Here is a 24,820-nt window from a genome sequence, read left to right on the forward strand (position 1 = left end):
CTTCATTCATTGAAAACGTTTCTAATTAGCAAGCGGTTTATTTAAAGGAGTCTTTTTATGGAAACAATACAAATGAATAATCCTAAAAGAAAAGGGTTAATGAAGTGGCAACAACGGCTTGGTTACGGTGTATCAGACTTAGCTTGTAATCTTATCTGGCAGATGATCTCGTTATATCTTCTGTACTTTTATACGGATATTATGCATTTGAATGCAGCGGCGATTAGTCTGATGTTTGTTGTGACACGATTTGTCGACGGAATCACGGACTTATTAGTTGGCTATTTGATTGACCATACAAGTACACGTTGGGGGAAATCACGGCCGTACTTCCTTTTTGGTGCGATACCTTTTGCTCTTTTTGCTTTTCTTTGTTTCAATGTCCCTGACTTTTCTGCTTCTGGAAAGTTGGTATATGCCTATATTACTTATTTTGGTCTATCATTGGCCTATACTTTAGTCAATGTCCCAATGGCTTCAATTTTACCTAGTTTGACAAATGATACCGAGGAAAGAACTGCGCTATCTACTTCGCGAAAGTTTTTCGCATTTTTGGGCGCGACCATCGTCAGTTCAACAGCACTGGCATTAGTGGCGTTTTTCGGTAACGGCAGTGAAAAGTTAGGATTTAAAATGGTTATGGGTCTTTTTGGTATCGTCGGCAGTTTGTTATTCTTTGTGACGTTTTTTAGTGTGCGCGAACTGCCTGTCCACGGTTCAAAAAGTCCATCACTCAAAACCGTTTTCCACTCATTGAGAAAGAATCGACCATGGGTAATCTTTGCTATAAACATTTTGTTTATGTGGACGAGTTTCTTTATTCAATCTAGTGCATTGGTGTATTATTTTTCCGTAGTAGTTGGGAACAAATCGCTTTCAGTGACCGTTGCGACAATTATGTCTATCGTTCCGATGTTCGCCAATTTTTTGGTTCCATTTTTAGCTAGACGTTTGGGAAAACGAAACTTGTATATTTTGTCTTCGACGGTTCAACTTATTGGATTGATTGTAATCATGTTTGCAGACAAAGTCGTCTCTGGGATTTTAGTCGGTGCATTTATCTCAGCTATCGGTTATGGAATAAAAGAGAGTATCTACTTTTCAATGCAGGCAGATCCGGTTGATTATGGCGAATGGAAAACCGGTGTCAATGTTTCCGGCTCCCTTTCAGCAATCAATGGATTTCTAGGAAAAGTCGCCCAAGCAATTTCTGGTGGTCTAGCGGGGGCGCTACTTGCTTGGGGCATGTATCAGCCTGGCGAGACGTTGCAAAATGGCAAAGCTCTTTTAGCGATCAAAGCGATGTATTTGTATGTGCCGATGTTATTGATTATTTGCTCAATCATTACAATGTTATTTTATCATTTAGATAAAATCTATCCGCAAATAAAAAACGAATTAGTAACAAGAAAAGATAGGGAAGAAATGGAATGAGCACTAACCGTTTCCGACTATTTTTTAGGATAAACAAGCTAGGTGGAGCTCGCCTAGCTTGTTTTTGTGAGATTTTTTATTTGGCGCTCTCTGAGTAAATTCATCCTAAATAACTGATGAAAAATAGGACTTTTGGCCTATGACGAACAGAGGGAGAACTTGCATAATAAGAACATCAGATAAATGCTTACTGCAAGAGGAAAAGGGAGATAATAATGAATAAAAAAATAACGAAATCACAAAACAATCAAGTGTTGACCGGGACATTAGCTGGAATCGCAGAATATTTTGGAATCAATCCTACCACTGTTCGTGTGATTTATGTTTTTGCTAGTATTTTCTTGATCGGCGCACCGATTTTACTATACATCTTGTTGATGATTCTCGTTCCAACAGCAAAGAATAATCAACCAAAACAAGCAGAACCAATCAAAGGCAATACATGGAGCGATTTCTAAACGATTAAGCAAAAAGCGAAGGAGTTTTACTCCTTCGCTTTTTTTGATAAAAAAATAGGGGAATTTTTTGTGAATGTCAAAGAAAGCCTAAAGGACCTCGTAAGGAAGAAACGGCTATTCAGCTGATTTAATCAAAGGATAGATAATGTGATTATTTCAGATAATTTTTAGAAAATTCTTGACATTGTTTTTACTTGTAGGTATGATTACAAAAAATAAAATATTTTCCGTTGAATTGGAAAGTAGATTTTGCTCCCTTTCAGAGAGGCGTTGGCTGGTGAAAAGCGCTATGGTGAGAAAAATTGAAGATGGCCAATGAGGAACTTTTGGTGATAGGTAATCAAAAGCGGAATGTCCACCGATAAAAGGACCGCTGATCTTGCTTTTTTTAGAATGTCAGATAGAGGAGAATAGTGTTTCTCAAATAGAGGTGGTACCGCGTATTTGTCGCCCTCTTGTTAGTCTTGTAGGCTAGTAAGAGGGCTTTTTTGTTTTTAAAAAGTTGCTGATAGTTAGGAAGTGAACACAGGAGTATACAACAAGTGATCAAATGGCTTGGGTGAAAGGCTGAGAATTTGTCTGAAGATGAAAGATCAAATCAAAAAAAGCAGAGGTGAAAAAATGGATTTTGATATTATCAAACAAACCTTGCCCTTATATTGGGAAGCGGCGAAGGTGACGTTGACGTTAGGGATTGTGGGGATTTGTTTGTCAGTGTTGTTGGGTTTCTTTTTTGGATTGATTAGCTACTTTAAGATACCGATCCTTCAAAAAATCGTCGGAATATATATATCTTTGGCACGGAATACCCCACTATTGATTCAATTATATTTTTTATATTACGGATTCCCCAAAATCGGGTTACCGATAGGGAAAAACAGTGCAGCTATTTTAGGTCTTACTTTTCTTGGAGCGGCGTATATGGCGGAGGCTTTTCGCGGCAGTTTTGAAACCGTTCCGGCGGTTCAATTAGAATCGGGTCGATCGTTGGGTTTTACTAAATGGCAATTGGCCAAAGTAGTGATTTTCCCTCAAGGACTGCCACAGAGTATTCCGAGCTTAGGCGCAAACTGCATCTTTTTGTTAAAGGAGACATCTGTATTCAGCGCAATCTCTATTATGGATTTGACGAATACAGCGAAGGATCTGATTGGGATGTATTACATGACACGTGAGTTTTTGCTGTTGCTAGTAATCAGTTATGCACTGATTATTTTGCCAATGATTTTAGTGATCAACTTGATTGAAAGGAGGGTACGTCGTGCCAATTACGGGGTATAAAGTTTTATTAGAAGGGAACAATTTGGCACGCATTTTAGAAAGTGTCTTAGTAGTGATCAAGCTTTCACTCATTGCATTAGTTATTGGCTTGGTTTTAGGGGTATTTTTAGGTATCCAGCGGACCACTTCTTTCAAACCATTGCGTTGGCTCTTACAAGTTTATCTAGAAATTTTTCGTATCGTTCCACTGTTAGTGTTACTGTTTGTCTTTTATTATATCTTACCGGAAGCATTAGGTGCTGAAGTAGGAAATCAGACTGTTTCAATCCTAGTTTTTGTTTTATGGATTGCTGCTGAGATGAGTGATCTGGTACGCAAGGCATTAGAAAATGTTTCAAAATCTCAAATAGAAATTGGCCGATCGTTGGGTTTTAGTCGAAAACAGATTTATCGGGTGATCATTTTACCGCAAGGCTTACCAGCTATTATTCCAGATACATTGAACTTAGTGACTCGAGTCATCAAATCTTCCAGTTTGCTGATGATGATCGGTGTGCCGGAAATGATCCGTGTCGGGACTCAAGTCATTGAAAATTATGCTGTCTCTGTACCAACAGCTAGTTTTTGGGTCTATGGTGGATTGTTTTGTTTATATTTTGCTCTTTGCTATCCATTAGAACGCTTAGCTATCCACCTTAGTGCCAAATACGCGGCGCAATAACTAGAGAAAGGAACGTTTTTATGTCTGAGACAATTATCGCTACTAAAAAATTAAATAAATCTTATCAAGAGAAAGCTGTTTTGCATGATATCGACCTAGTTATCAAAAAAGGTGAGATCGTTTCTTTGATCGGTCCTTCTGGAAGTGGCAAAAGCTCGTTGTTGCGTTGTTTGAATGGACTGGAAGAAATCACTAGCGGTGAGATTCTCTTTCATGATCGATCATTAAGTTTGAAAGAAAAAGACTGGCAGGAAATTAGAAAGAAAGTGGGGATGGTTTTTCAAAGTTATGACTTGTTCCCAAATCGAACGGTATTAGAAAATCTTACGATTGGACCAGTGATGGTAAAAAAAACTGCGCCAAAAATCAGTGAGTCAACAGCTTTGACTTGGTTAAAAAGAGTCGGATTGCAAGAATATGCCCACCATTATTCTCGGGAACTTTCAGGTGGTCAAAAACAACGGGTAGCCATCGTTCGCAGTCTTTGCATGGAACCAGAACTGATTTTATTAGATGAGATTACTGCTTCTCTTGATCCTGAAATGGTACGAGAAGTCTTAGAAGTGATTTTAAATCTAGCCAAAACCGACACGACGATGTTTATTGTGACCCATGAAATGGCTTTTGCTCGACAAGTGAGTGACCGAATCATTTTTATGTCAGAAGGACGGATCGTTGAAGAAAATACTGCAGTTGAATTTTTTACCCAGCCACAGACAGAGCGAGCCCGGGCATTTATCCAAAGTCTGGATTTTGAAAATCTATCCGAAGAATAGGCAGATATAGTACTGACGTAAAGTTGGTTTATATAAACAAAAAAGGGAAAGAAGGAATGAAAAATGAAAAAATGGTTAGCGGTGATCAGCGGATTATTACTGATAGGGTTGGTATTGACTGGTTGCGGAAATTCAGCTGACAGTAAAGATAGCAAGAGTAAAGAAACCTCTGCTTTACAAGAAATCAAAGATCGTGGGAAATTGAAAGTGGCAGTTTTTGGAGATCTATCGCCATATGGTTATGTCGATGGGGAAGGAAAACATCAAGGATATGATATTTATTTGGCCAAACGTTTGGCTAAAGATCTGTTAGGCAGTGAAGATAAGATCGAATATGTCACTGTAAATGCTGAAGAACGAGTGGATGCGTTGAAATCAAATAAAGTAGATGTAGTCTTGGCTAACTTTACTAAAACACCGGATCGGGAAAAAGTAGTAGATTTTGCAGATCCTTACATGAAAGTAGCCATCGGTGTCGTCTCTCCGAAAAATACTGCGATCACTAAGGTAAAAGATTTAGATGGAAAAAGATTGATTGTAACGAAAGGGACGACGGCTGAAACGTATTTCACGAAAGAACATCCTGATGTAAACCTAGAAAAATACGAATCAAAATCTCAACAATTCCAAGCACTGACAGACGGTCGAGCAGAGGCTCTGGCAGATGATAATTCATACTTGTATGCATGGGTCAAAGAAAATCCTGATTTTGAAGTAGGAATCAAAGAAGTCGGAGAAGTTTCTACAATCAATCCAGCGGTCAAAAAAGGTAATAAAGAATTATTGAACTGGGTCAATGATGAGTTGAAGGCCTTATCTGCTGAAGGTTTCTTTGAAAAAGCTTATGAAGAAACACTGGCACCTTTCTTTGGGGCAGATATTGAAGCAAAAGATATTATCGTAACAAACGACTAAGAAAAGTATTATAAGATCAAGCAAATAGCCGTAGATCATGGGCAACTGCTGTAGATTCATCAAAATCTACTGGCAGCTGACAGATCGAACGGCTATTTTTTTAAAGTAGAGACCGCTTACAACCAGCGGAAGGCCTTGTAGGGTCGTCCGATTTTCGTATAGATAGTCTCTGCTTTTAATTGATTTGTTTGTTCCAAATAATTGATGTATTTACGAACGGAAACATGTGATAGCCCGCATTGATCTGCTAATTCTTGGATGGTGAAGGGGAGCTTTATTTTTTGAATTTCTTTGATGATGTAATCTAAGGTATCGACAGAAAGCCCCTTCTCTAACTCTTCAGAAAGTGCTGCTTTTTTTATCAAAAAATCAATCGTTTCTTGATTGATTTTAGCAGATTCTAAACGCTGCTGCTTAGCCTTGAATAATTCGATGCTTTGTTTGAAACGTTCGAAGGTGAAAGGTTTGATCAAATAGTCAATGACTCCTAAGTGAAGCCCTTCTTTGACACTTTGAGCCTCGTTGGCTGCGGTGATCAAAATAACTTCATGGGCTGTTTTATCCATCCGAAGTTTTGTTAAAATCTCCAGCCCATTCCCGTCTTTTAAATGAATATCTAAAAGAATCAAATCGACCGCTTTCGTGGACAATAAGGCGGTAGCATCTTGAACGGTCGCAGCAGAATAAATGATTTGAAATAGAGCCATTTTTTCTAAATAACTGCGGTGGATAAATTCAACCATCGGATCGTCTTCAATAATCAATACATTCATGTCAATTCTCCTTATAATCGGTCGCTAAATCGAGTGAAATCTGCTGTTGTTTAGTGGTCAACTGAAAATCGCCTAGGCAATCTGCCAACAATTGAATGAAATAATTTTCCGCAAAAACTAGTTCAAAATTTGTGATCTCCGACTCTTTTAATTGAAAATGATACTGTGTTTTAAGCCGTTGTTTGTTATATTCGATCGTCATCGTTACTTCTTCAGGCAAATAGCGCTGCAGCAAAGCATGGTGGATGTAACGATAAACATTGATCAGATTCGTTGTCTGTTTTTGATCGGTAGTGTTTGGGAGCTCAGGCGAAATCTCAATAATCAACTGAGTCTTTCGCTCGGCGAATTTTTCCCGCTCACCAATAAAAAAGCCTGCGATAACTGGATTTCTTACTAAGACAGACAAACGATGAGAAAATTCTTTTTCAGGTTGCAAGATGTCATGTAAATAGATCTTCAGTTCATCGTAATTTTCCAGATCTACTAAGCCGTAAATGATATGCAATTTATTCATAAATTCATGGGATTGGCTTTGCAGTGCCGAAGCATAAGCCGTGGTATTGACTAGCTGGTCTGTCACAAAGAGCGATTCAGTCGCATTACGTAAGAATAAGATAGAACCGATCTGTTTTTGATGAACGAAAATAGGGGCAGAAGAGAAAAGATAATCTTGACCATTTTGCCGATAAAGTTGTTGGACCGTTCGCTTAAAATCAACTTGTTTTTTATCTAAAAGCAGGTGATCGATTTTTTTCCCATTTAAAGAATCAAGGGTTCCACTCAATCGCTGATACATATCACTGGCGGCGATGTTGGCGAGAGTAATCGTTTCGTCAGAGTCAATGACCACTACGACGTCCTTTGTTTCATCTAACATGACATTTCGTTCGGTCAACAAACGGGAGATCTCTTTGGGTTCTAAGTTCAACAATTGTTTTTTCAAGTAATACGCTGCAATAGAAGCCACGAGCAGACCGATACCAACGCTTATAAGTAAAGCCAAGGTATACTGCTGACGAGAATTCTCAATGAGTCTGCTCAAAGAATTCAATTTGATTCCTAAAGCGATGACACCGATTTGTTTTTCATGGGCATAGACTGGGACAAAGCCGCGTAGCGATCGGCCCAATGTTCCGTCGCTGATGGAGATATGGACTCTTCCTTCCAGTGCACTTTTTTCGTCGCCGCCTTCAAAGTGTTTTCCAATCTTTGTTTTGTCTGGATGAGTGAGACGGATGCCGTCCATAGTCATCAGAACAATAAAGTCTAATTGATGGATTTGGATCACGTCTAAGGTATATTGTTCCGTTTTTTCTGAGTAGTTGTTTGTTTGCAAAGTTTGTTGGATAGCCGGTTCTAATGCTAATTGTTTCCCAAGCGATAGCAATAATTTTTCTTCTCTTTTTTGGACGGTGTTGGCATCTTGATACAAGATAACTCCATACAAAATCGTGTTAGTAATCAACAGTGTCGACACGAAAATAATGGATAGTAAAGCCCATAGGCGTAGTCCTTTTTTCATAGTGTGTTCCTCCGAAACCAGTATAGCATAGAGGTTTTATCAGCAGCACGATTAAATAAATTGAGTTACTTAAATAAGTTGAATAATCTAGCAAAAGACTAAAGATCCTCCTATGATGAAAGCGGAAACAAAATAGGAGGAGAATTATCATGGAGAAAAATATTCAGAAGACCAGTGTAAACTTGGCTGTACAAACTGATGAAAAGGAACGGCCTTTTCTCGAAAAATGGATGGCCGTAAAAGTAGGATCGGTACCGCTGCCGGTCTATGTCGTTCTTTCAGCAGTGATTTTTGTCACAGCTCTTGCGCAACAATTACCGATCAATATGTTAGGTGGTTTTGCCGTGATCTTGACTTTAGGCTCGTTATTAGGAACAATTGGCAGTCGAATTCCTTTTGTTAAACATTTTGGCGGACCAGCTATTTTATCTCTTTTAGTCCCATCGATCTTGGTATTTTTCAATTTAGTCAACCAAAATGTATTAGACTCCGCCAATATTTTGATGAAAGAAGCGAATTTCTTATACTTCTACATCGCCTGTCTAGTCTGCGGAAGTATTTTAGGAATGAATCGAAAAATTCTAGTTCAAGGATTGATGCGGATGATTGTTCCAATGCTGATAGGGATGATCTTTGCGATGGGAGTCGGAACATTAGTCGGAGTATTAGTTGGTTTTGATTGGCAACATACGTTATTCTATATTGTGACACCTGTTTTAGCTGGTGGGATCGGTGAGGGAATCTTACCATTATCCCTTGGCTATAGTGCGATTACAGGTGTGGGAAGTGAACAGCTAGTCGCACAATTAATCCCTGCTACGATTATTGGAAACTTCTTTGCAATTATGTGTTCTGCCTTTCTTTCACGCTTAGGAGAAAAACGTCCTGAATTTTCTGGACAGGGGCAATTGATTAAAGTTGGAAAGACAGATGACATGGCCGATGCGATCAAAGAAGACAATGCCCCGATTGACATTAAATTAATGGGGGCAGGCGTATTGACTGCTTGTACATTATTTATCGCGGGTGGATTGTTGCAACATTTTATGGGATTTCCAGGGCCGGTATTAATGATCATTTTAGCAGCACTATTGAAATATTTAAATGTCGTACCAAAAGAAACCCAGCGTGGTTCCAAACAATTGTATAAATTTATTTCTGGAAACTTCACTTTCCCATTGATGGCGGGGCTAGGCTTATTATACATCCCGCTAAAAGATGTTATTGGTACACTTAGTTGGCAATATTTCATCGTAGTAATCAGTGTTGTTTTCACAATCATTGTTACAGGATTCATCGTTTCCCGTTTTATGAATATGAATCCTGTAGAAGCTGCTATTATCTCAGCATGTCAAAGCGGTATGGGCGGCACAGGTGATGTGGCGATTCTCAGCACAGCCGATCGGATGAACTTAATGCCTTTTGCTCAAGTCGCTACTCGTTTAGGCGGTGCACTTACGGTTATTACGATGACGGGGATTTTACGTATGCTTTTTTAAAAATACAACGTTGATACAAGGACAATAGAAAAAGGAGAAGTGACAATGACTAAAGATGTAAAAGAATTGGCGCTAGAACAAGCAAAACGATATGGTGGGAAACTAGAAGTCGTATCAAAAGTCACAATCGATAATCGAGAAGATCTAAGTATTGCCTATACACCAGGTGTTGCTGCGGTATCTTCCGCAATTGCAGAAGATAAGGCGCTGGCTTATGAGCTTACTACGAAAAAAAATACAGTGGCAGTTATCAGTGATGGCTCTGCAGTCTTAGGTTTAGGAGATATTGGTCCAGAAGCAGCTATGCCGGTTATGGAAGGAAAAGCGGCATTATTTAAACGGTTCGCTGGTGTGGATTCTATTCCGTTGGTTTTAGCTACTCAAGATACCGAAGAAATCATTCAAATCGTAAAGGCATTGGCACCAACATTTGGTGGGATAAACTTGGAAGATATTAGTGCACCACGCTGTTTTGAAATTGAACAGCGCTTGATTGAAGAATGTGAGATTCCAGTTTTTCATGATGATCAACATGGAACGGCAATCGTTGTATTAGCGGCATTGTTCAATAGCTTAAAACTCATTGGAAAAACAATCGAAGATGTCAAAATCGTTGTAAATGGCGGCGGCTCTGCAGGATTGTCAGTTACGAAGAAATTTTTAGCAGCCGGTGCTAAAAATGTGACAGTTGTGGATAAAAGCGGCATTATCAATGCAGAAGATGCCGCTAAATTACCTGAGCATCATGCGGCGATTGCACAAGTAACTAATTTAACGCATCAATCGGGAACGCTGCAAGAGGCACTAATAGATGCAGATATATTTGTAGGGGTATCTGCTCCAGGTATTTTGAACCCAGAATGGATCAAAAAAATGGCAGAAAAGCCTGTGATTTTTGCTATGGCGAATCCTGTACCCGAGATTTTCCCGGATGAAGCGTTGGCAGCCGGTGCGTATATCGTTGGGACTGGTCGAAGTGATTTTCCTAATCAAATCAATAATGTGTTGGCATTTCCAGGAATCTTCCGCGGGGCATTAGATGCACGAGCTAAAAAGATTACTATCGAGATGCAGATTGCAGCGGCAAAAGGGATTGCCAGCTTGATCTCAGATGACGCTTTGCAAACGACAAATATCATTCCTGATGCTTTTCAAGAGGGCGTAGCAGAAGTTGTCGCAAAGGCAGTGAGTGACGCAGTCTATGCTGAAGGAACGAATAATTAAATAGCCAACAAGTAACCCCCCACTTTTAAAAGTGGGGGGTTTTTATAACCAGGTAAGTGCAATTTTTTGTAGCAGCAATTGTTTGTTTTTAGATTAATGAAGCAGTTCAGTGATCTTTATTTGTTCCTCGTCACTAAACTCTAATTGTTCGAGGGCTTTTAGATTATCATCGAGATGCTCAATACTAGTTGTTCCAATAATGACACTGGCAACAACTGGATCTCTCAACAACCAAGCAAGTGCCAGTTGGCTAAGAGTCTGACCTCGTTCAAGTGCCAGTTCATTTAAGGCTTTTAATTTTACTACTAAAGCAGCTTCTCCATCGGCCAAAAGTTCACGATTTGTATGATGGATTCTGAAATTATCAGGGATTCCTTCCAAGTAACGATTAGAAAGCAATCCTTCAGCAAGAGGACCATAGGCAATTAACGCGGCACCATTTTTTTGTAATAACTCAGTTAGTCCGCTGTCATCCACTTGTGTATTGAGCATATTCATACTCATCTGATCTAATACAAATGGCGTACCTAGATCTTTGAAGAGCTGGATGGCTTCTTTTGCTTGCACTGTTTCATAATTTGAGATTCCTACATACAAAGCCTTGCCTTGACGAACAATATCATCTAAAGCACGAACCGTTTCTTCGATTGGTGTTGCCGCATCAAAGCGATGAGCATAATAAATATCAACGTAATCAAGCTGAAGTCGTTTCAGGGAATCATTGATCCCTTGAAATAATGATTTGCGAGAAGTTCCGATTCCATAAGGCCCATCATGGATTTCATAGCCTGCTTTTGTTGAGATGACGAGCTCGTTACGATAAGCTTTTAATTCTTGGCTCAGAATTTGACCAAACAGATTCTCAGTACTACCAAATTCAGAACCATCGTTGCCATAATTATTTGCGACATCAAAATGAAAGATTCCTTTATCAAACGCATGAAGAATCACTTCTCGGCGGTCGTTCAAAGGAGCATTGCTCCCATATTGACGCCATAAACCAAGTGAAATAGCTGGGAGCATCAGTCCGCTGTTACCTGCATGGCGGATTGTTGCTTGTTCGTATCGATTTTCTAACGCTTTGTACATATGAATGACTCCTTTCAAATTTCCTGTATTTAATAGTGTTGATGAAAAGTTTTTAGTACCTCTAGTGTAAGTCAAAATAAACTGAAAAGATAGCTTGGCGGTGATCAAAAGAAACTATTTAACGGTTGATTGCTGAAAAAAAGCCGTAGCAGACGCTACGGCTGAATTTTTATGGTATTGAAGATTAGTGTAAAAATTAAATGTACTTTCCTTGATAAGAAGAGGGGGGCAATTTAGTAAAATCATAGGACTGAAGATCGCTGACCTGTCTAGTAAAGGCATGGAGTGATTCTGTCAGCATGATATTTACGGTATCTCCTTTAGTCAACAGACCAATGACTGGTATTTTCAGCATCGTTGCTATCCCAATCTCATAAGCCGTTCCTGGATCTGTGATTTCATGTTCATAATCTAAAAGAGCAACGATACAATCTGCTGTTTCAATATGGTGCATGTCTTTCAAATAGGTCGCTCTAGCCCATTCAGGAGTAAATTCTTCATACTCGCCTGTTTGATCAAGGCGTGGAGAATGAAATTCGGTAACAGTAGGGTTTGCTTGCAGAGCATGTTCAACTGATTGGATCAATGTGATTTGTTCTTCTGAAAAAAATGGTCCAGCTAAATAAATTTTCATTAAACGCCAACCTCCGTTTCAGTGGTATTTGTTTCTATATATATTTATAACTTGAGCCGCAAAAAACAGCTAATTTCATGTTATTCCCACCAATCTTTTTCTTTGAGTATTTATCATAGCGTAAAAAAATAGTAAATAAAAGACTAGATATTGTATTTATTTTATGTTATTAGATATAAGCATACAATATATAGTGTTTTCATGCTTGGTTATCAGTTGGGATATAACGCAATCAATTCAAAAAAATACCGTCACCTGAATAGGTGACGGTAAAACAGATCAAAATTATTCCTTGAGCTTGGGGAAGCGGGAGACGCTTAATGTTTAGAAGCGCTCGATACGGCATCTGCCGCCGGTTTTGCAGGAGCAGCAGGCTTTTTAGCAGGAGCTGCTGGTTTTGGGTCAGCTTCTTTTTTAGAAGCTCCACTAACTGCATCGGCAGACTCGCCACTACCTGCAACTAATTCTTGACCAGTTTGTTGTAAATACCAGTCAACAAGTGGTTGATAGTCTAAGATATATTCATTGATTCCAACATAATTGCCTTCATCATCATGCATTGCTTGGTAAGTGTGTACGACAAATTTATCTGGACCATGTGTCGGTACGCGGACCCGAACAGCATCTTGTGCACCTGAACGCAATTGTGCGATTACCCAAGCAACATTATCATGGACTTGTTCTGGATGACAATAGGCTAGGGCATTACCAACTTGTCTTGGCCAACGTTTTGCGAACATATCCTCAGCTTCAGCATTCCGATTGTAATACAAGAATTGGTTATTGCTATCTGCGAAAGTTAGTTCTAACGGCATAGATTTCAAGAAGTAATTGATTTGATCTACGGTTAAGATTCCGCGGTCTAATTCTACATAAGTATCGCCTTTAACAGCATTCACTTTTTCAGAAGCTTGTTCAACCCAATCTTCTGCCACCATTTCAACACCTTCGATCGTAGTAGGAATGCTTCCTTTTGCATACAGATCTTCTGGCATCGTTTTTGGACCAGCACCATCAAGTTGAGAAATAACTTCGATGAATTGAACAAACTTGTTCAAAACAGAGCCCAAGAAGCCGATAGTTCCTTCATCTTTTAGATTACCATCTTCATCAAAAGCTTCTTTCACGTTACCCAGTAAAAATTCATTTCCAGGCATGACAAGAGCATTAACACCAGGAGCGTCTAAAATCTGGCGTAAGTGCAGTTGTGCTCGGGAAGAACCTTGACTGAAATAAGAAGCACCAACAATCATCACAGGTTTGTTTTCTAAAGGATGGATACTAAATGACAACCATTCTAAAACACTTTTTAAGCCAGCAGGGATAGTATGGTTATGTTCAGGTGTAGCGATGATTACACCATCAGCACCCATGATTTTGCGCGCCATGTTTTGAATAGCAACGCTATTGGTTTGATCTTTGCTTTGATTAAACATAGGAATGTTCGCAATTTCTAAGATCTCCAAGTCAAACAAGGTATAGTATTCTTTTGCAATAAATTGTAGCAATTGACGGTTATATGATTTGTCGGCCGTTGAACCAACAATTCCGATTAATTTCATCAAAAGTTCCCCTTTCTTCTATAGAAGGTGCACCTTAATTGGCTTCCCAAGAAAAATTCGCAGCTTCTTTTTTGTTTTCTTCATGTGCAGCATTCATTTGGTTCGATAATTCGACAAAAATCAAGAAATCTTTGAACAAGCCATCCAAACGTTTGATGTCGTCAACATTTTTCAGGTTTCCTTCTTCATCAAAGGCTTGTAAAGAGTGAGCCAATAAGTATTCAGAGCTTGGCATGACCCGAGCTTTTAATTCAGGAGCATCCAAAATTTGACGCAAATGAGCTTGTGCTCTTGAAGATCCTAATGTTCCGTATGAGGCACCCAAAACCATGACCGGTTTATCTACAAAAGGAAAGATGTGATAAGACAACCAGTTCAAAGCATTGATCAACGAAGCAGGGACCGCATGATCATATTCTGGGGTACTGATGATTACACCATCACTAGCCTCAACTTTTTCTGCTAGAGTCAAGACCTCCGGTGGAAGTGTCGTGTCTTCTGGTTTATTGAACATTGGCAAGTCGACGATCTCAACAAGCTCAATGGCCGCTTTGTCAGCGAAATGGTTTTTCATATATTTAAGTAAGTCTCGGTTGGTAGACTCCGTAGAGTTTGTTCCGACAATAGCTAGTAAATTCTTCATATAGATCCTTCTTTCTATAAATATTTTTTCATCCCAATCGATAGGAATTCAGTTCCATCTTTCAACAAAATCAGGGCTTCAATCTCAGGTGTGGCATTTACTTGGCGTAAAATTTCTGCGGGTGGATACCCGAAAAGGCGGGTCGTCCAGATCTCTCCAGTCACTGATTCGTCAGAAACGATCGTCAAACTGGCAACATCTGTTTCTGCAGGATAACCAGTCAGCGGATCAAAAATATGGTGATAACGCTGATTGTCTACTTTTAATGTTCGCTCATAGATACCAGAAGTGACAACTGACTTTGCGCCAACTTTTAAAAGTTGTTTCCAATCGGATGCTGCCCCGCTAGGATCACGAATACCGATTCGCCATAAACCGTCAGAATGACTGCTTAGCCCAAAGGTCAAAATATTTCCTCCAAGGTTCAATAATCCTGAGTAAACACCGTGCTGCTGCAATTCAGCGACAATTAAATCTGCGATGTAACCTTTCGCCAATGAGCCTAGATCTAGCTTCATCCCAGCCTTAGTTAGAAAAACGGTTTGCTGATCGTCATCTAAGAGAATCTGTTTAGGATTAGCCAAGGCTAATTGTTGTTGGATTTCTGTCTTACTGGGCACTTTTGCATCACTAAAACCGATTCGCCACGTCTGAACTAAGGGGCCAATGGCGATATTTAACCGACTATGATCACTCAAACTGTGAGAAAGTCCCAGTTTAATCAAGTGAAATAACTCTGGACGAACTGTAACCGGTTTTATTTCAGCATTTGAATTGACGGCCATTAATTCAGAGGAAGCATCATTTGCACTAAAAACATACTCATATTCGCGCAACCTGGTTTCTACCAATGTCATCAATTCTTCTGATGTTTCATCAGGAAGCGATATATCGATGACGGTTCCCATTGCCCGAACTTGGCGACTTTTCACCATGGTGTTCACGTCTTTCATTAAAATATCTCAAGTAAGTGAATGTGACTTTTTTCACACTTGTACGGACACAGTTTAACCTGTCATTACAATTTAGTCAATAGATAATATATATTTTTTTATATAAAAATCCTCAAAAAAATAATCTCATAAAGAGATTAGAAAACGCCTCTTAAAAACAGAGGCGTTTAATTTGTTTCGTCTAAGGTTATTTGTAAATTTGCAATCTTATTTAATAAAATCCGATTTCGATTGATTTTTGCATAGGCTTTTGCATCGGCTAATAGCTCACTGACTTCATTTTTAGGACGAGCTTCAGCTAGGGCATTCACAGCTAGTTGATAGGCAGCGCGAGCTAAATAATAGGTTACGTGATTATCGGAACAAATCGTAAGAGCATAGTCCAATAAGGCATTGCTGGTGGCTAATTCTGCACGCTCACCATAAAATTCTCCACAGTGAAAAACAATGTTTAATACTCGCCAAGTATCTTCAGTTGTTTTGATTGGATAAGTATAAATTTCTTCAAATACTTGTTCAAAATAAAACTCAGCCTTTTCATCGTCTCCTTCACGAGAGTAAGCCATGCCGCTGCCGGTCAAAGCGAGCAGGCGGAAAATGGGATTACTGTGTTGTTTTTCCATCAATAAGAGTTTATCAAAGGTAAACAAAATATCTGTGATCGAGGCTTTTTGAAAAATCATGACAAATCCTTGCAAATAGTAATAGCGAAACAATGAGGCTTGATCTTCAATCGTGTCGACTGGAATACTGGCTAAAATTTCTGCTAGTTGTTCATGTTCACTTGTTATCAAATAAAACTCAGCCTGATCCATTTTTGCTGAAAGTTCTGGTTGTTTGACGCCAACTTTTGGAAATAATTCCCCAATAGGAAGACTCAAACGATTACAAAGTTGAATTAAAATTTTTAGCGAAGGAACCTGACCATTGTTTTCAAACCGGCTTAACGTAGTCTGGGTACAAATTCCTTCTGCTAATTCGGATTGGGACAATCCTGCCTGTTTTCTTGCATTGATAAAATGTTGAATATTCATTCTTTCCTCCAAATGAAGCATCTATTCATAGTATACGTTAAATGTAAAAAAAAGGATTCATTTTTTATTTAGTGAAAAGAGGACCTTACTTGCTGTTTATGCAAATAAAGTCCTCCACAAAAATTTTCAGCTAGTTAGTGATCGTATGCCAAAAACGCTCAAGGGTTTCTAATTGTGCCATTTGCCGATTGCATTGATTGCTATCTGTGCAAATATAATTTCCTTTTTTAGTGTATGTCCCATCACCAGCTGATTTAGTAGTGGCTAAGAAAAAGGCAACAGTACTGATTTGATTGCAGATCGCACAATGCCCTTTTTGTACATCGGAGCTGAAACTGCCATAAGCCCCCGTAAAGCGGCCATCTATTTTACGAATTAAGTATTTACGATTGGTCCCACTATCATTCCAACCTAAATAACTCAATTCTCGAAAATCAAGCATCGATAGTTCAGGGGATTGCATTTTTTTGACTTTGCGAAAACATTTAGCGATTTGTTTTGCAGAAGGAACATCCATAGGAAGAACAAAAGCCTTCAACTCTTCAAACAGCTTTTCAAACTTCTCTCTCGTAAGCCCGGTATCAAGGAATTGTTCCCAATAAGTTTCCAATAAAGGATCGCGACCAAAAAGATCTTCAGTCTTGCCTTTTATCAGTGCCTGTAAAGTCGTGATGACTTGTTTGTCATTAACGGAATGGTATGCGCTGATTAATTCACTAATCTGCTGTTTGCAATACCAATATTCATAAGGTTCTAAAACTAAATTATTTGTATTCATTTATTTTCCTCACTTTTTATCTTTGAGGAAAATTTATTTTCCGTCAAAGAACTAATTATTTATTAAGTAGTTCCCCGACCGTACGATACAAGATGAGTGTATCATCATGATCTCCTCCTAATGCTGCAGAATGCAAAATTAGAATAAACGATTCCCGCTATTTTTACAAGTTTTTCTTTCGGAAGAGCTGTACTTAATAATTGATAAAGGAAAAGTCGGGATAAGAAGGGGACTGTCATTTAGACGTTTCAATTCCTCTTAATGATCAACGTTACATATGGCTAGTGAAGAGCAATCTGATGAAAAAGTTTGAGAATTCGTAGTATGATTAGATGAAGAGAATGATCAATAATTAAGCCATACCGCTAATTAAAAAATAGGATGCAAAGTTGTACGTATTGAACTGAAAAGTTAAAGGAGCTGTCTAAATGTCAAAAATCGAGATTATCCCATTTGAAGAAAAATATACACAAGAAATTGTTGAGCTGATTCTGTCTATTCAAAGAGATGAATTCCATATCGATCTGACGGTTGATGATCAACCAGATCTGTTAAAAATAAAGAAAGAATACATCGAGTCAGGCGGGAACTTCTGGATTGCACTTTTTGATGATCACGTCATTGGAACGATTGCTTTAGTGAAGCTGAAAAATCAAAAAGGCGCGATCAAAAAAATGTTTGTGTCAAAAAACTTTCGTGGTGAGAAGCAAATAGGGAAAAAATTACTGGAGACGTTGATCGCTTATTGCCAAAACCACAGCTATAATCAGATATATCTTGGGACTGTCGAAGTTTTAAAAGCTGCTCAAAAATTTTATAAGAAAAATGGATTTAAGCAAATAGAAAAAGAAGAGATGCCCAAAGATTATCACTTGATGGCGGTTGATACGGTGTTCTTTATGAAAATAATCTAAAAATAGATCCATCTTCCTTACCAAATGAATCAAGCGTAAGGGAGATGGATCTTTTGCAAAATAAAAGCCGAATTAAAGCTGCGTTTCAAGCGAGTTTATTCTTGATGATCAACCAAAAAATCAATCAGTCGAAGTCTGGTACAAATCCGTGAGCAATTTTTTGATCGTGTCATAAATAGCCGTCATTTCTGGAATAGGACTTTGAACATTTTGGATGATAAACAAATCACGATATTTGAATTCAGGATCTAATGGTTTCCAATCAAGGTTAGGAGTCAATGCTAATTTAGAGATGATTGATTTTCCGATATTGTTTTCTAGCAACGCTAAGATGACTTCACTATTGTTTACCTTAATGATTTGAGGATTTAAATGATTGGAGTACAAATAGGTCTCGTTGATATAGTACATTCCAGAATCATTTTCTCTAAGAATCCAAAAACCTGAGTCGATATTTCCAGCCAGTACAAGTTCATCACGATAAACAAATTTCTTTTTGATCAATGGAGACACAATCGATTTTTCAATCAATCCGATATGGGCTTTATTTTGTTCTACGGCATCAATGACTTCTTGTGAGTTCATAATTTTTATTTCAAAAGCAAACAAAGGGAAGGCTGCAAGTAGCTCTTGCATAATTTTAGGCAGCAAGTAAACGGCAGTAGTATTAGAACAAGCAATCACACAGTCTGTTTTGAAGTTTGTTGAATTTTTGGCTTGTGAGAATACAGTCGAAAGTGAATTTAAGGTAGCAACGACTTTAGGATACAAAAATTCTGCCTGCTTAGTAGGTAGAATAATTTGTTTTCCCTTTCTTTCAAAGAGTTTGAAGCCTAATTCATTTTCTAGCTTTTGGATTTGGACGGAAATGGTCGGTTGTGTTTTAAACATTTGTTTTCCAGCAAGACTAAAGTTTCTCGTTTCATAAACAATAATGAAGGTTCTTAACAACTCTAACAAGTTCATTGCATCCCTTTCCATTAATAAAATTTATAAATAGTATATAAAATCACTATTTTACAAATAGTTAGTCAGTGCTTATTATAGGGATGTAAATAATATATTTCAAGTACTATAGTAGTTTTTCTATAGATTAGAAAGGAAGTTTTTTATGAATTTCTCTATAAAAGAATTTTTAAAAGCAGTGCCAATCCCAATGTGCGGATTAATATTAGGAACAGTTTCATTAGGCAATCTATTATTTTCTGAAGGTTTTGAGAAAGTCGGCAACGCCTTTTGCTCAATCGGCTTTCTAATCATGATGTTGATCATGTTGAAAATTATCTTCACATTCAAACATACGTTAGCCGATTTGAAAAATCCAATTGTGGCTTCAGTTTCACCGACATTTACAATGGCTTGGATGGTCATTTGTGCATTTTTGAATCGACTATTGCCTGGTTCAGCTATCGTAAGCGGAATCTGGTTAGCCGCAGTTATTTTACATTTAGTATTGATGCTGTATTTCATTGTAGCCCATATTTTCCCAGTGAAAGTGACGCTTAAATCAATTTATCCTAGCTGGTTCATCACCTTTGTCGGAATCGGTGTTATCCCGAATACCTCAGGTGCATTTGTCGAAGAACTAGGTGAATTCTTTGTGTGGGCCGCACTTATTCTATACTTCATTTTACTACCTGTAATAATAAAAAAAGTAATAGATTCAGAAAAAATGGCGGACTCAGCAATCCCGTTGACGACTATTTTAACTGCACCAGGATCTCTTTGTTTAGCCGGTTATTTATCAGTCTTTAAAGAAGCTTCATTGCCATTTGTAGTAGGATTATTGATTTTATCTCAACTAATTTATTTTAGTATTTTACTTTATTTCAGAAAAATGTTGAAAGTCGGTTTCTATCCTAGTTATGCGGCCTTTACCTTCCCATTAGTAATTTCTGCAACAGCAGTTTTCAAAGTTTCTAAATTCTTTGAAGGTACACCAGTCGCGACTGTTACAACATGGTTGAGCATTTTTGAGACCCTTGCAGCTATTTTAGTGGTATGTTATGTATTGACTAAATATTTCATTTATTTCCGCGCTCAAGCTAAAGCTTTGCGATTAAAGCATGAGTATGAATAAAGTACAAGGAAGCAGATCTTCCTTTAAAGGTGATAAACCGTTGATCTTGCTCACCGGCGGACGAGGACAATTAGGGACAGAACTTCGTTATCTATTAGATGAAAAAGAGGTGGACTATTTAGCACCTAATTCCCAACAACTTGATATTACTGATAAAGAAGGCACCTATAACTTTATTACCGAACTAAGACCAGATTTTATTTTTCATTGCGCTGCTTATACAGCTGTTGATCAAGCAGAAGAAACGCGTGAATTAGACGAGAAAATCAATGTCGCAGGTACATACAATGTAGCTGAAGCTGCAAAAATGATAAAGGCAACATTATTGTATATCAGTACAGACTATGTCTTTGATGGCCGTAAAAAAGATGAGTACAAAGTCGATGACTTCACTAATCCGTTAAATGAATATGGACGAACAAAACTTTTAGGAGAACAGGCAGTCCAAGAGATTATGGATGAATATTATATTATTCGAACTTCTTGGGTATTTGGTTCCTATGGTACCAACTTTGTAGCGACAATGAAGAAGTTGGCTTGCAAACAGAAACGTTTAACGGTCGTCGCTGATCAATTCAGCCGGCCTACTTGGACACGGACATTAGCAGAATTTATGTTGTTTGTAATTGAGAATAATACAGCATATGGTGTCTATCACTTAGCGAATGAAAATAGTTGTTCCTGGTATGAATTCGCTAAAGAGATTTTGAAAGACTCTGAGGTGGAAATAGTGCCAGTAACTTCAGAAAAATACCCGCAAAAAGCTGTGCGCCCAAAATATTCAGTCATGGACTTGAGTAAAACCAAAGCGTTAGGTTTTGAGATTCCCACTTGGCAAGTGGCCTTGGAAAAATCTATTTGATGGCTTTGGCTATTGGCCTAAGTCTTTAACCTAAAAGAAAAAATTCAAATAGGAAGTGGATTGTCATGAGAAACATTAGTAGAAAAGTAGCTGTAGTTGGAACAGGATTTGTAGGAACAAGTATCGCCTACTCAATGATTAATCAAGGAATCACTAATGAATTAGTTTTAATAGATGTCAACCAAGAAAAAGCCGAAGGTGAAGCATTAGATTTATTAGATGGAATGTCTTGGGCTCAAGAAAACGTTAAAGTATGGGCAGGGGACTACCAAGATTGTTCGGATGCGAATATTGTGGTCATTACAGCGGGAGTCAATCAAAAACCTGGTCAAACTCGACTAGAATTAATTGATATAAATGCAGGGATCATTACAGATGTAGTAAACAAAATTATGCAGTCTGGTTTCGATGGTATTTTAGTTGTTGCTTCAAATCCTGTTGATGTATTGACCTACAGTGCTTGGCAAGCTTCTGGACTACCAAGTAATCGAGTAGTAGGAACAGGTACGACACTTGATACGACCAGATTTAGAAAAGAAATCGCAGCAAAACTCCAAATCGATCCAAGAAGCATTCATGGGTATATTATTGGCGAACATGGAGATTCTGAAGTAGCAGTTTGGTCACATACTACTGTAGGCGGAAAACCATTATTGGAATTCATCGTTCAAAACAACCGTTTGACAGTTGATGACTTAACCGAACTAGCAGAGAGTGTAAAAAATACAGCTTATGAAATTATTGATAGAAAGCAAGCCACATTTTACGGTATCGGCATGAGTGTAGCACGTATTGTCAAAGCTATCTTAAACAATGAACAAGCCGTATTGCCAGTATCCGCTTATTTAAATGGTGAATATGGTGAAAAAGATCTATTTACAGGTGTCCCATCTGTTGTAGACCAAAATGGTGTTCGCGAGATTATTGAACTAAACATCGATCCAAGTGAACGTAAGAAATTTGCCATATCAAGCCAACAATTAAGAGAAGTCATCGAATCACTAGACCTAAGTAAAAAATAATAGTTACTAAATAACCCATAACATTAGCAGAAAGTCTAATGTTATGGGTTATTTTTACTGTCATCATTAGAAATTAAAATAAATAAAAGAGGCGAAAAAGAAACTCTAACCTCAGAAGAATGAAGTACTTTTTTAGTTTGAAATTTACTTTAAGTTTCTTAGGATTTGGATGGGATTCATAATAAGATAATATAATCATACTTTTATTATAATGAAAGAATCTATTAAGTCATTCTTCATTGTTAACTATCTTATCTCTAAAAAAGTCAGGTGTTTGTCCTGTTTTTTTTTTGAATAATTTGAATAGTGATGGAACACTTTTATATCCTACTTTCATAGCAATTGTGCTTAAATTGTCATCTGTCTCATTCATTAATCTTTTTGCTTCAGATAAACGCTTTTGATCAATTAATTCTTGAAAACTACTTCCGGTTTTATCTTTAAGTAAATTACTAAGGTAATTTTTATTGTAGCCAAATATTTTTCCTAATGTATTTAAACTTATATCTGTGTAGTTATCATTGATGTATTTAAGAATTTGAAAAAGGGAATCTGTTGTTGCTATTTTTTTATTATTATTGATAACTAGAGAGCGAGTAAGTTCGTCCATTAGTCCACAATATAATAAATTAATTACTCGATTTTTTTCTGAACTTTCACGATTAAATTCTACTAATAAGAGCATTTCTATAAATTTTTTTACTAAATCATTTCCAGCTACATCTAAGATAATATAGTTATTATGATCTTGCTGAATATTTGCGGCATGAAAGAAAAAATTTGTTATCAAATTGTTAGAGGAAGATAAGTTAGGCAGTATATCATTTTTGATAGATTTTTCATCCAATAGGATATTAATAATGATGTCTTCGGCATTGACATAATCTATTTGTTGAATGACTTCTTGATCTAAAATAACTAACTGATCTTTTTTTAACTTAAACTTTGTACCATTTAGTCGCTGGGTACTTATACCATTTAATACATAATTTATCTCAATAAAACTATGTGTATGTGCTGGGGTATAAGAGAATCTAGAATGTTTATTTATAGAGATGTTTCCAAATTTAAAAAAATTTTCTTTAGGAATTTCAGGAACAATCGAGCTATTGTAATCTAGGTTCATAGTATTAATATTTTTTCCAGTTTCCTTTTGTAATTTTTCTAAAGTAGTAAATTCGTAGAGTTGCTTCAGTAAATCTTCCATACTTTCCTCTTTCTTTTATAATTACTCTCAAACTATTAAATTCAATTAATATTAAAATAGCATACTATCTGTATTTTGGATATAAACCTTCTTGGATTTTGAAATTGAACAGACTATATGAAAGCGGTTAACATATGGAGTGTAAGACGAAAGGAGATTTATAAATAATGGTAAGAGATATTCAAAAGAGATCTTTAGTCAAGAAATATAGTCCGTTAGCAACAGCTGCTGGTATTGGATCAATGTTAGGTTCTGGATGTATTGTGGGATTATCCGCTACAATCCCTGTTTGGCAAAAAGGATTAGAATTGACTACTGCGCAGGTTGGTCTTGTTTCAGGGGGCTTAACATTTGCTATTGCTTTTGGATCATTATTTGCTGGAAAGATTACTAGCTACTTTGGTTTATTTAAATCATTTAACTGGATTAATTTGTTTTATGCTATTGGTTCAGCAGTATGTGTTTTTTCAGGGAGTTTTATAACACTATTAATAGGAGTTTTGATAATGGGAGTTGCCTCAGGTGCCGATTTACCAATTAGCTTGACTGTTGTTTCACACGATGCTCCTGATGAGAAAACATCTGCTGAGCTAGTATCATCGACACAAATATTTTGGCAAGTAGGTATTTTTATTTCATATATTTGTTCTTTTTTATTATCAGGAATTAACGGTATTTTAGGAGCTCGAATTGTATTTGTTATTCTGTTCACCTTTTCTTTATACACATGGATTTGGCGGACATTATCTAAAAAATTTAAGAAGTTTCATGAAGAAGGAATCAGGAGACAACAATTAATTAAAACAGAGTTAGTTAAAAACAAGAATTTTCTATAAAAACAGTATTATTTGGGAAAAATAAGAATAAGTACTTAGGCTACTTTCTAGCTATTTTAATTTTTTATGTATGTTGGAATTTACTGGCAAATACATGGGGACAATTTCAAACCTATGCTCTTACAAATGCTGGAGCATCTCAGTCTCAAGCAACTGGATTGGGGATTGTTTTAAATATTGTCTCTCTTATAACAACTATTTTATTTGCTTCAGTTTCAGGTAGTAAATATAGAAATAAAGCATTCTTTGTAGGTGCTTTTGTTCAATTCATGGCAATGTTGGGGATGGCAATTGTCGGTGGAGGTACTGGTTTCATTATGCTAGCAATTACCATTGGCTTTTACAATTTTGGTAATCCAATGGCAGGTGAGGCAATTTATAAAGTTTGGACACAGGAATCATTTCCAACAGAAGTTCGAGCATCCATTCAAGGTTTTATTAACGGATTCTCACGAGTATGTTGTGGATTATTCGCATTTGTTACTCCGTTTTTAGTTGCACCGGGAAAAATTCAAACTTCTATGTATGGTTTTGCAGGAATAGTTCTACTTGCTACTATTGCTGGAGTTGTAATGATGCGGTTCCAGAATAAAAATAAAGAAATTGAACTTAATTCTATTGAGGGTAGAACATTAAATACTGATAAAGGTTAGGTGGATA

General features: G+C 37.3%; 23 protein-coding genes, 1 pseudogene and 1 other annotated feature. Of the genes and pseudogenes, 13 read left to right on the forward strand and 11 right to left on the reverse strand.

Going from position 1 to position 24,820, the window contains the following annotated elements; translation table 11 throughout:
* Nucleotides 1–57: 57 nt before the first annotated feature.
* The 6 genes from P7D84_RS09870 (at nucleotide 58) to P7D84_RS09895 (ending at nucleotide 5,525) form a co-directional block, all read left to right on the forward strand.
* Nucleotides 58–1,434, forward strand: coding sequence for an MFS transporter (locus P7D84_RS09870; RefSeq protein ID WP_311806290.1), 1,377 nt, complete (start codon nucleotides 58–60; stop codon nucleotides 1,432–1,434).
* Nucleotides 1,435–1,649: 215 nt separating this feature from the next.
* Nucleotides 1,650–1,892: a PspC domain-containing protein gene (locus tag P7D84_RS09875; protein WP_311800800.1), complete on the forward strand. Its 243-nt coding sequence runs from the start codon at nucleotides 1,650–1,652 to the stop codon at nucleotides 1,890–1,892.
* 221 nt (nucleotides 1,893–2,113) lie between these two features.
* Nucleotides 2,114–2,350 (forward strand) — a binding site (T-box leader).
* A 163-nt stretch (nucleotides 2,351–2,513) separates the two neighbouring features.
* Nucleotides 2,514–3,173, forward strand: a complete 660-nt coding sequence (locus tag P7D84_RS09880; protein ID WP_311800799.1) for an amino acid ABC transporter permease — start codon at nucleotides 2,514–2,516, stop codon at nucleotides 3,171–3,173.
* The gene (locus P7D84_RS09885) at nucleotides 3,154–3,834 is read left to right on the forward strand and encodes an amino acid ABC transporter permease (protein ID WP_311806291.1); all 681 of its coding nucleotides are present in this window, start codon (nucleotides 3,154–3,156) and stop codon (nucleotides 3,832–3,834) included. Before P7D84_RS09880 ends, P7D84_RS09885 begins: the two co-directional genes overlap by 20 nt.
* Before the next feature lie 20 nt (nucleotides 3,835–3,854).
* Complete coding sequence (locus tag P7D84_RS09890; RefSeq protein WP_311806292.1) at nucleotides 3,855–4,610, forward strand: amino acid ABC transporter ATP-binding protein; 756 nt, start codon at nucleotides 3,855–3,857, stop codon at nucleotides 4,608–4,610.
* 63 nt (nucleotides 4,611–4,673) lie between these two features.
* Nucleotides 4,674–5,525: a cysteine ABC transporter substrate-binding protein gene (locus P7D84_RS09895; protein WP_311806293.1), complete on the forward strand. Its 852-nt coding sequence runs from the start codon at nucleotides 4,674–4,676 to the stop codon at nucleotides 5,523–5,525.
* Nucleotides 5,526–5,641: 116 nt separating this feature from the next.
* Here P7D84_RS09895 and P7D84_RS09900 read toward each other — a convergent pair whose 3' ends face one another.
* Nucleotides 5,642–6,298 (reverse strand): response regulator, encoded by a 657-nt coding sequence (locus P7D84_RS09900; protein WP_311806294.1) that lies wholly within the window; start codon nucleotides 6,296–6,298, stop codon nucleotides 5,642–5,644.
* A gap of 1 nt (nucleotide 6,299) precedes the next feature.
* Complete coding sequence (locus P7D84_RS09905; RefSeq protein WP_311806295.1) at nucleotides 6,300–7,823, reverse strand: Spo0B domain-containing protein; 1,524 nt, start codon at nucleotides 7,821–7,823, stop codon at nucleotides 6,300–6,302.
* Nucleotides 7,824–7,972: 149 nt separating this feature from the next.
* Between P7D84_RS09905 and P7D84_RS09910 the strand changes: the two genes are divergently transcribed.
* Both P7D84_RS09910 and P7D84_RS09915 read left to right on the forward strand, forming a co-directional pair.
* Entirely contained in the window at nucleotides 7,973–9,322 is a 1,350-nt protein-coding gene (locus P7D84_RS09910; RefSeq protein WP_311806296.1) for a 2-hydroxycarboxylate transporter family protein, read from the forward strand.
* Between the two features lie 45 nt (nucleotides 9,323–9,367).
* A complete protein-coding gene (locus P7D84_RS09915; RefSeq protein ID WP_311806297.1) occupies nucleotides 9,368–10,546 on the forward strand; it encodes an NAD(P)-dependent malic enzyme in 1,179 nt (392 codons plus the stop codon).
* A gap of 93 nt (nucleotides 10,547–10,639) precedes the next feature.
* Here P7D84_RS09915 and P7D84_RS09920 read toward each other — a convergent pair whose 3' ends face one another.
* The 7 genes from P7D84_RS09920 to P7D84_RS09950 all read right to left on the reverse strand — a co-directional run bounded on the left by P7D84_RS09920 (nucleotide 10,640) and on the right by P7D84_RS09950 (nucleotide 17,239).
* Nucleotides 10,640–11,635: an aldo/keto reductase gene (locus tag P7D84_RS09920; protein WP_311806298.1), complete on the reverse strand. Its 996-nt coding sequence runs from the start codon at nucleotides 11,633–11,635 to the stop codon at nucleotides 10,640–10,642.
* A gap of 196 nt (nucleotides 11,636–11,831) precedes the next feature.
* Nucleotides 11,832–12,269 (reverse strand): nucleoside 2-deoxyribosyltransferase, encoded by a 438-nt coding sequence (locus tag P7D84_RS09925; RefSeq protein WP_311800789.1) that lies wholly within the window; start codon nucleotides 12,267–12,269, stop codon nucleotides 11,832–11,834.
* A 317-nt stretch (nucleotides 12,270–12,586) separates the two neighbouring features.
* Entirely contained in the window at nucleotides 12,587–13,831 is a 1,245-nt protein-coding gene (locus tag P7D84_RS09930; protein ID WP_311806299.1) for an NAD(P)H-dependent oxidoreductase, read from the reverse strand.
* Nucleotides 13,832–13,865: 34 nt separating this feature from the next.
* Nucleotides 13,866–14,474: an NADPH-dependent FMN reductase gene (locus P7D84_RS09935; RefSeq protein ID WP_311800787.1), complete on the reverse strand. Its 609-nt coding sequence runs from the start codon at nucleotides 14,472–14,474 to the stop codon at nucleotides 13,866–13,868.
* A gap of 14 nt (nucleotides 14,475–14,488) precedes the next feature.
* Nucleotides 14,489–15,409 (reverse strand): FAD:protein FMN transferase, encoded by a 921-nt coding sequence (locus P7D84_RS09940; RefSeq protein ID WP_311806337.1) that lies wholly within the window; start codon nucleotides 15,407–15,409, stop codon nucleotides 14,489–14,491.
* 185 nt (nucleotides 15,410–15,594) lie between these two features.
* Nucleotides 15,595–16,461, reverse strand: a complete 867-nt coding sequence (locus tag P7D84_RS09945) for a helix-turn-helix domain-containing protein (protein WP_311800786.1) — start codon at nucleotides 16,459–16,461, stop codon at nucleotides 15,595–15,597.
* 130 nt (nucleotides 16,462–16,591) lie between these two features.
* Nucleotides 16,592–17,239, reverse strand: coding sequence for a FusB/FusC family EF-G-binding protein (locus P7D84_RS09950; RefSeq protein ID WP_311806300.1), 648 nt, complete (start codon nucleotides 17,237–17,239; stop codon nucleotides 16,592–16,594).
* 428 nt (nucleotides 17,240–17,667) lie between these two features.
* On the opposite strand from P7D84_RS09950, the gene P7D84_RS09955 reads away from it, so the two are divergent.
* The gene (locus P7D84_RS09955; protein WP_311806301.1) at nucleotides 17,668–18,153 is read left to right on the forward strand and encodes a GNAT family N-acetyltransferase; all 486 of its coding nucleotides are present in this window, start codon (nucleotides 17,668–17,670) and stop codon (nucleotides 18,151–18,153) included.
* A gap of 120 nt (nucleotides 18,154–18,273) precedes the next feature.
* Here P7D84_RS09955 and P7D84_RS09960 read toward each other — a convergent pair whose 3' ends face one another.
* The gene (locus P7D84_RS09960) at nucleotides 18,274–19,113 is read right to left on the reverse strand and encodes a LysR family transcriptional regulator (protein ID WP_311800812.1); all 840 of its coding nucleotides are present in this window, start codon (nucleotides 19,111–19,113) and stop codon (nucleotides 18,274–18,276) included.
* 151 nt (nucleotides 19,114–19,264) lie between these two features.
* On the opposite strand from P7D84_RS09960, the gene P7D84_RS09965 reads away from it, so the two are divergent.
* The 3 genes from P7D84_RS09965 to P7D84_RS09975 all read left to right on the forward strand — a co-directional run bounded on the left by P7D84_RS09965 (nucleotide 19,265) and on the right by P7D84_RS09975 (nucleotide 22,117).
* Nucleotides 19,265–20,233 (forward strand): TDT family transporter, encoded by a 969-nt coding sequence (locus tag P7D84_RS09965; protein ID WP_311806302.1) that lies wholly within the window; start codon nucleotides 19,265–19,267, stop codon nucleotides 20,231–20,233.
* Between the two features lie 40 nt (nucleotides 20,234–20,273).
* Entirely contained in the window at nucleotides 20,274–21,095 is an 822-nt protein-coding gene (gene rfbD / locus P7D84_RS09970; RefSeq protein WP_311806338.1) for a dTDP-4-dehydrorhamnose reductase, read from the forward strand.
* A 65-nt stretch (nucleotides 21,096–21,160) separates the two neighbouring features.
* Entirely contained in the window at nucleotides 21,161–22,117 is a 957-nt protein-coding gene (locus P7D84_RS09975) for an L-lactate dehydrogenase (RefSeq protein WP_311806303.1), read from the forward strand.
* A gap of 229 nt (nucleotides 22,118–22,346) precedes the next feature.
* Here P7D84_RS09975 and P7D84_RS09980 read toward each other — a convergent pair whose 3' ends face one another.
* Nucleotides 22,347–23,324, reverse strand: coding sequence for an AraC family transcriptional regulator (locus tag P7D84_RS09980; protein WP_311806304.1), 978 nt, complete (start codon nucleotides 23,322–23,324; stop codon nucleotides 22,347–22,349).
* Nucleotides 23,325–23,491: 167 nt separating this feature from the next.
* Between P7D84_RS09980 and P7D84_RS09985 the strand changes: the two are divergent.
* Nucleotides 23,492–24,813 (forward strand): annotated as a pseudogene (locus P7D84_RS09985) (MFS transporter).
* The last annotated feature ends 7 nt before the right edge of the window (nucleotides 24,814–24,820 follow it).

It is taken from the genome of Enterococcus dongliensis (assembly GCF_031927985.1).
In the GTDB taxonomy this organism is placed as follows: Bacteria; Bacillota; Bacilli; order Lactobacillales; family Enterococcaceae; genus Enterococcus_A; species Enterococcus_A dongliensis.

Excerpts from the sequence above, each read along its gene's own strand:
- P7D84_RS09870 (WP_311806290.1), top strand. The coding sequence starts at position 58 with ATGGAAACAATACAAATGAATAATCCTAAAAGAAAAGGGTTAATGAAG.
- P7D84_RS09875 (WP_311800800.1), top strand. The coding sequence starts at position 1,650 with ATGAATAAAAAAATAACGAAATCACAAAACAATCAAGTGTTGACCGGG.
- P7D84_RS09880 (WP_311800799.1), top strand. The coding sequence starts at position 2,514 with ATGGATTTTGATATTATCAAACAAACCTTGCCCTTATATTGGGAAGCG.
- P7D84_RS09890 (WP_311806292.1), top strand. The coding sequence starts at position 3,855 with ATGTCTGAGACAATTATCGCTACTAAAAAATTAAATAAATCTTATCAA.
- P7D84_RS09895 (WP_311806293.1), top strand. The coding sequence starts at position 4,674 with ATGAAAAAATGGTTAGCGGTGATCAGCGGATTATTACTGATAGGGTTG.
- P7D84_RS09900 (WP_311806294.1), bottom strand. The coding sequence starts at position 6,298 with ATGAATGTATTGATTATTGAAGACGATCCGATGGTTGAATTTATCCAC.
- P7D84_RS09905 (WP_311806295.1), bottom strand. The coding sequence starts at position 7,823 with ATGAAAAAAGGACTACGCCTATGGGCTTTACTATCCATTATTTTCGTG.
- P7D84_RS09910 (WP_311806296.1), top strand. The coding sequence starts at position 7,973 with ATGGAGAAAAATATTCAGAAGACCAGTGTAAACTTGGCTGTACAAACT.
- P7D84_RS09915 (WP_311806297.1), top strand. The coding sequence starts at position 9,368 with ATGACTAAAGATGTAAAAGAATTGGCGCTAGAACAAGCAAAACGATAT.
- P7D84_RS09920 (WP_311806298.1), bottom strand. The coding sequence starts at position 11,635 with ATGTACAAAGCGTTAGAAAATCGATACGAACAAGCAACAATCCGCCAT.
- P7D84_RS09925 (WP_311800789.1), bottom strand. The coding sequence starts at position 12,269 with ATGAAAATTTATTTAGCTGGACCATTTTTTTCAGAAGAACAAATCACA.
- P7D84_RS09930 (WP_311806299.1), bottom strand. The coding sequence starts at position 13,831 with ATGAAATTAATCGGAATTGTTGGTTCAACGGCCGACAAATCATATAAC.
- P7D84_RS09935 (WP_311800787.1), bottom strand. The coding sequence starts at position 14,474 with ATGAAGAATTTACTAGCTATTGTCGGAACAAACTCTACGGAGTCTACC.
- P7D84_RS09940 (WP_311806337.1), bottom strand. The coding sequence starts at position 15,409 with ATGGTGAAAAGTCGCCAAGTTCGGGCAATGGGAACCGTCATCGATATA.
- P7D84_RS09945 (WP_311800786.1), bottom strand. The coding sequence starts at position 16,461 with ATGAATATTCAACATTTTATCAATGCAAGAAAACAGGCAGGATTGTCC.
- P7D84_RS09950 (WP_311806300.1), bottom strand. The coding sequence starts at position 17,239 with ATGAATACAAATAATTTAGTTTTAGAACCTTATGAATATTGGTATTGC.
- P7D84_RS09955 (WP_311806301.1), top strand. The coding sequence starts at position 17,668 with ATGTCAAAAATCGAGATTATCCCATTTGAAGAAAAATATACACAAGAA.
- P7D84_RS09965 (WP_311806302.1), top strand. The coding sequence starts at position 19,265 with ATGAATTTCTCTATAAAAGAATTTTTAAAAGCAGTGCCAATCCCAATG.
- P7D84_RS09975 (WP_311806303.1), top strand. The coding sequence starts at position 21,161 with ATGAGAAACATTAGTAGAAAAGTAGCTGTAGTTGGAACAGGATTTGTA.
- P7D84_RS09980 (WP_311806304.1), bottom strand. The coding sequence starts at position 23,324 with ATGGAAGATTTACTGAAGCAACTCTACGAATTTACTACTTTAGAAAAA.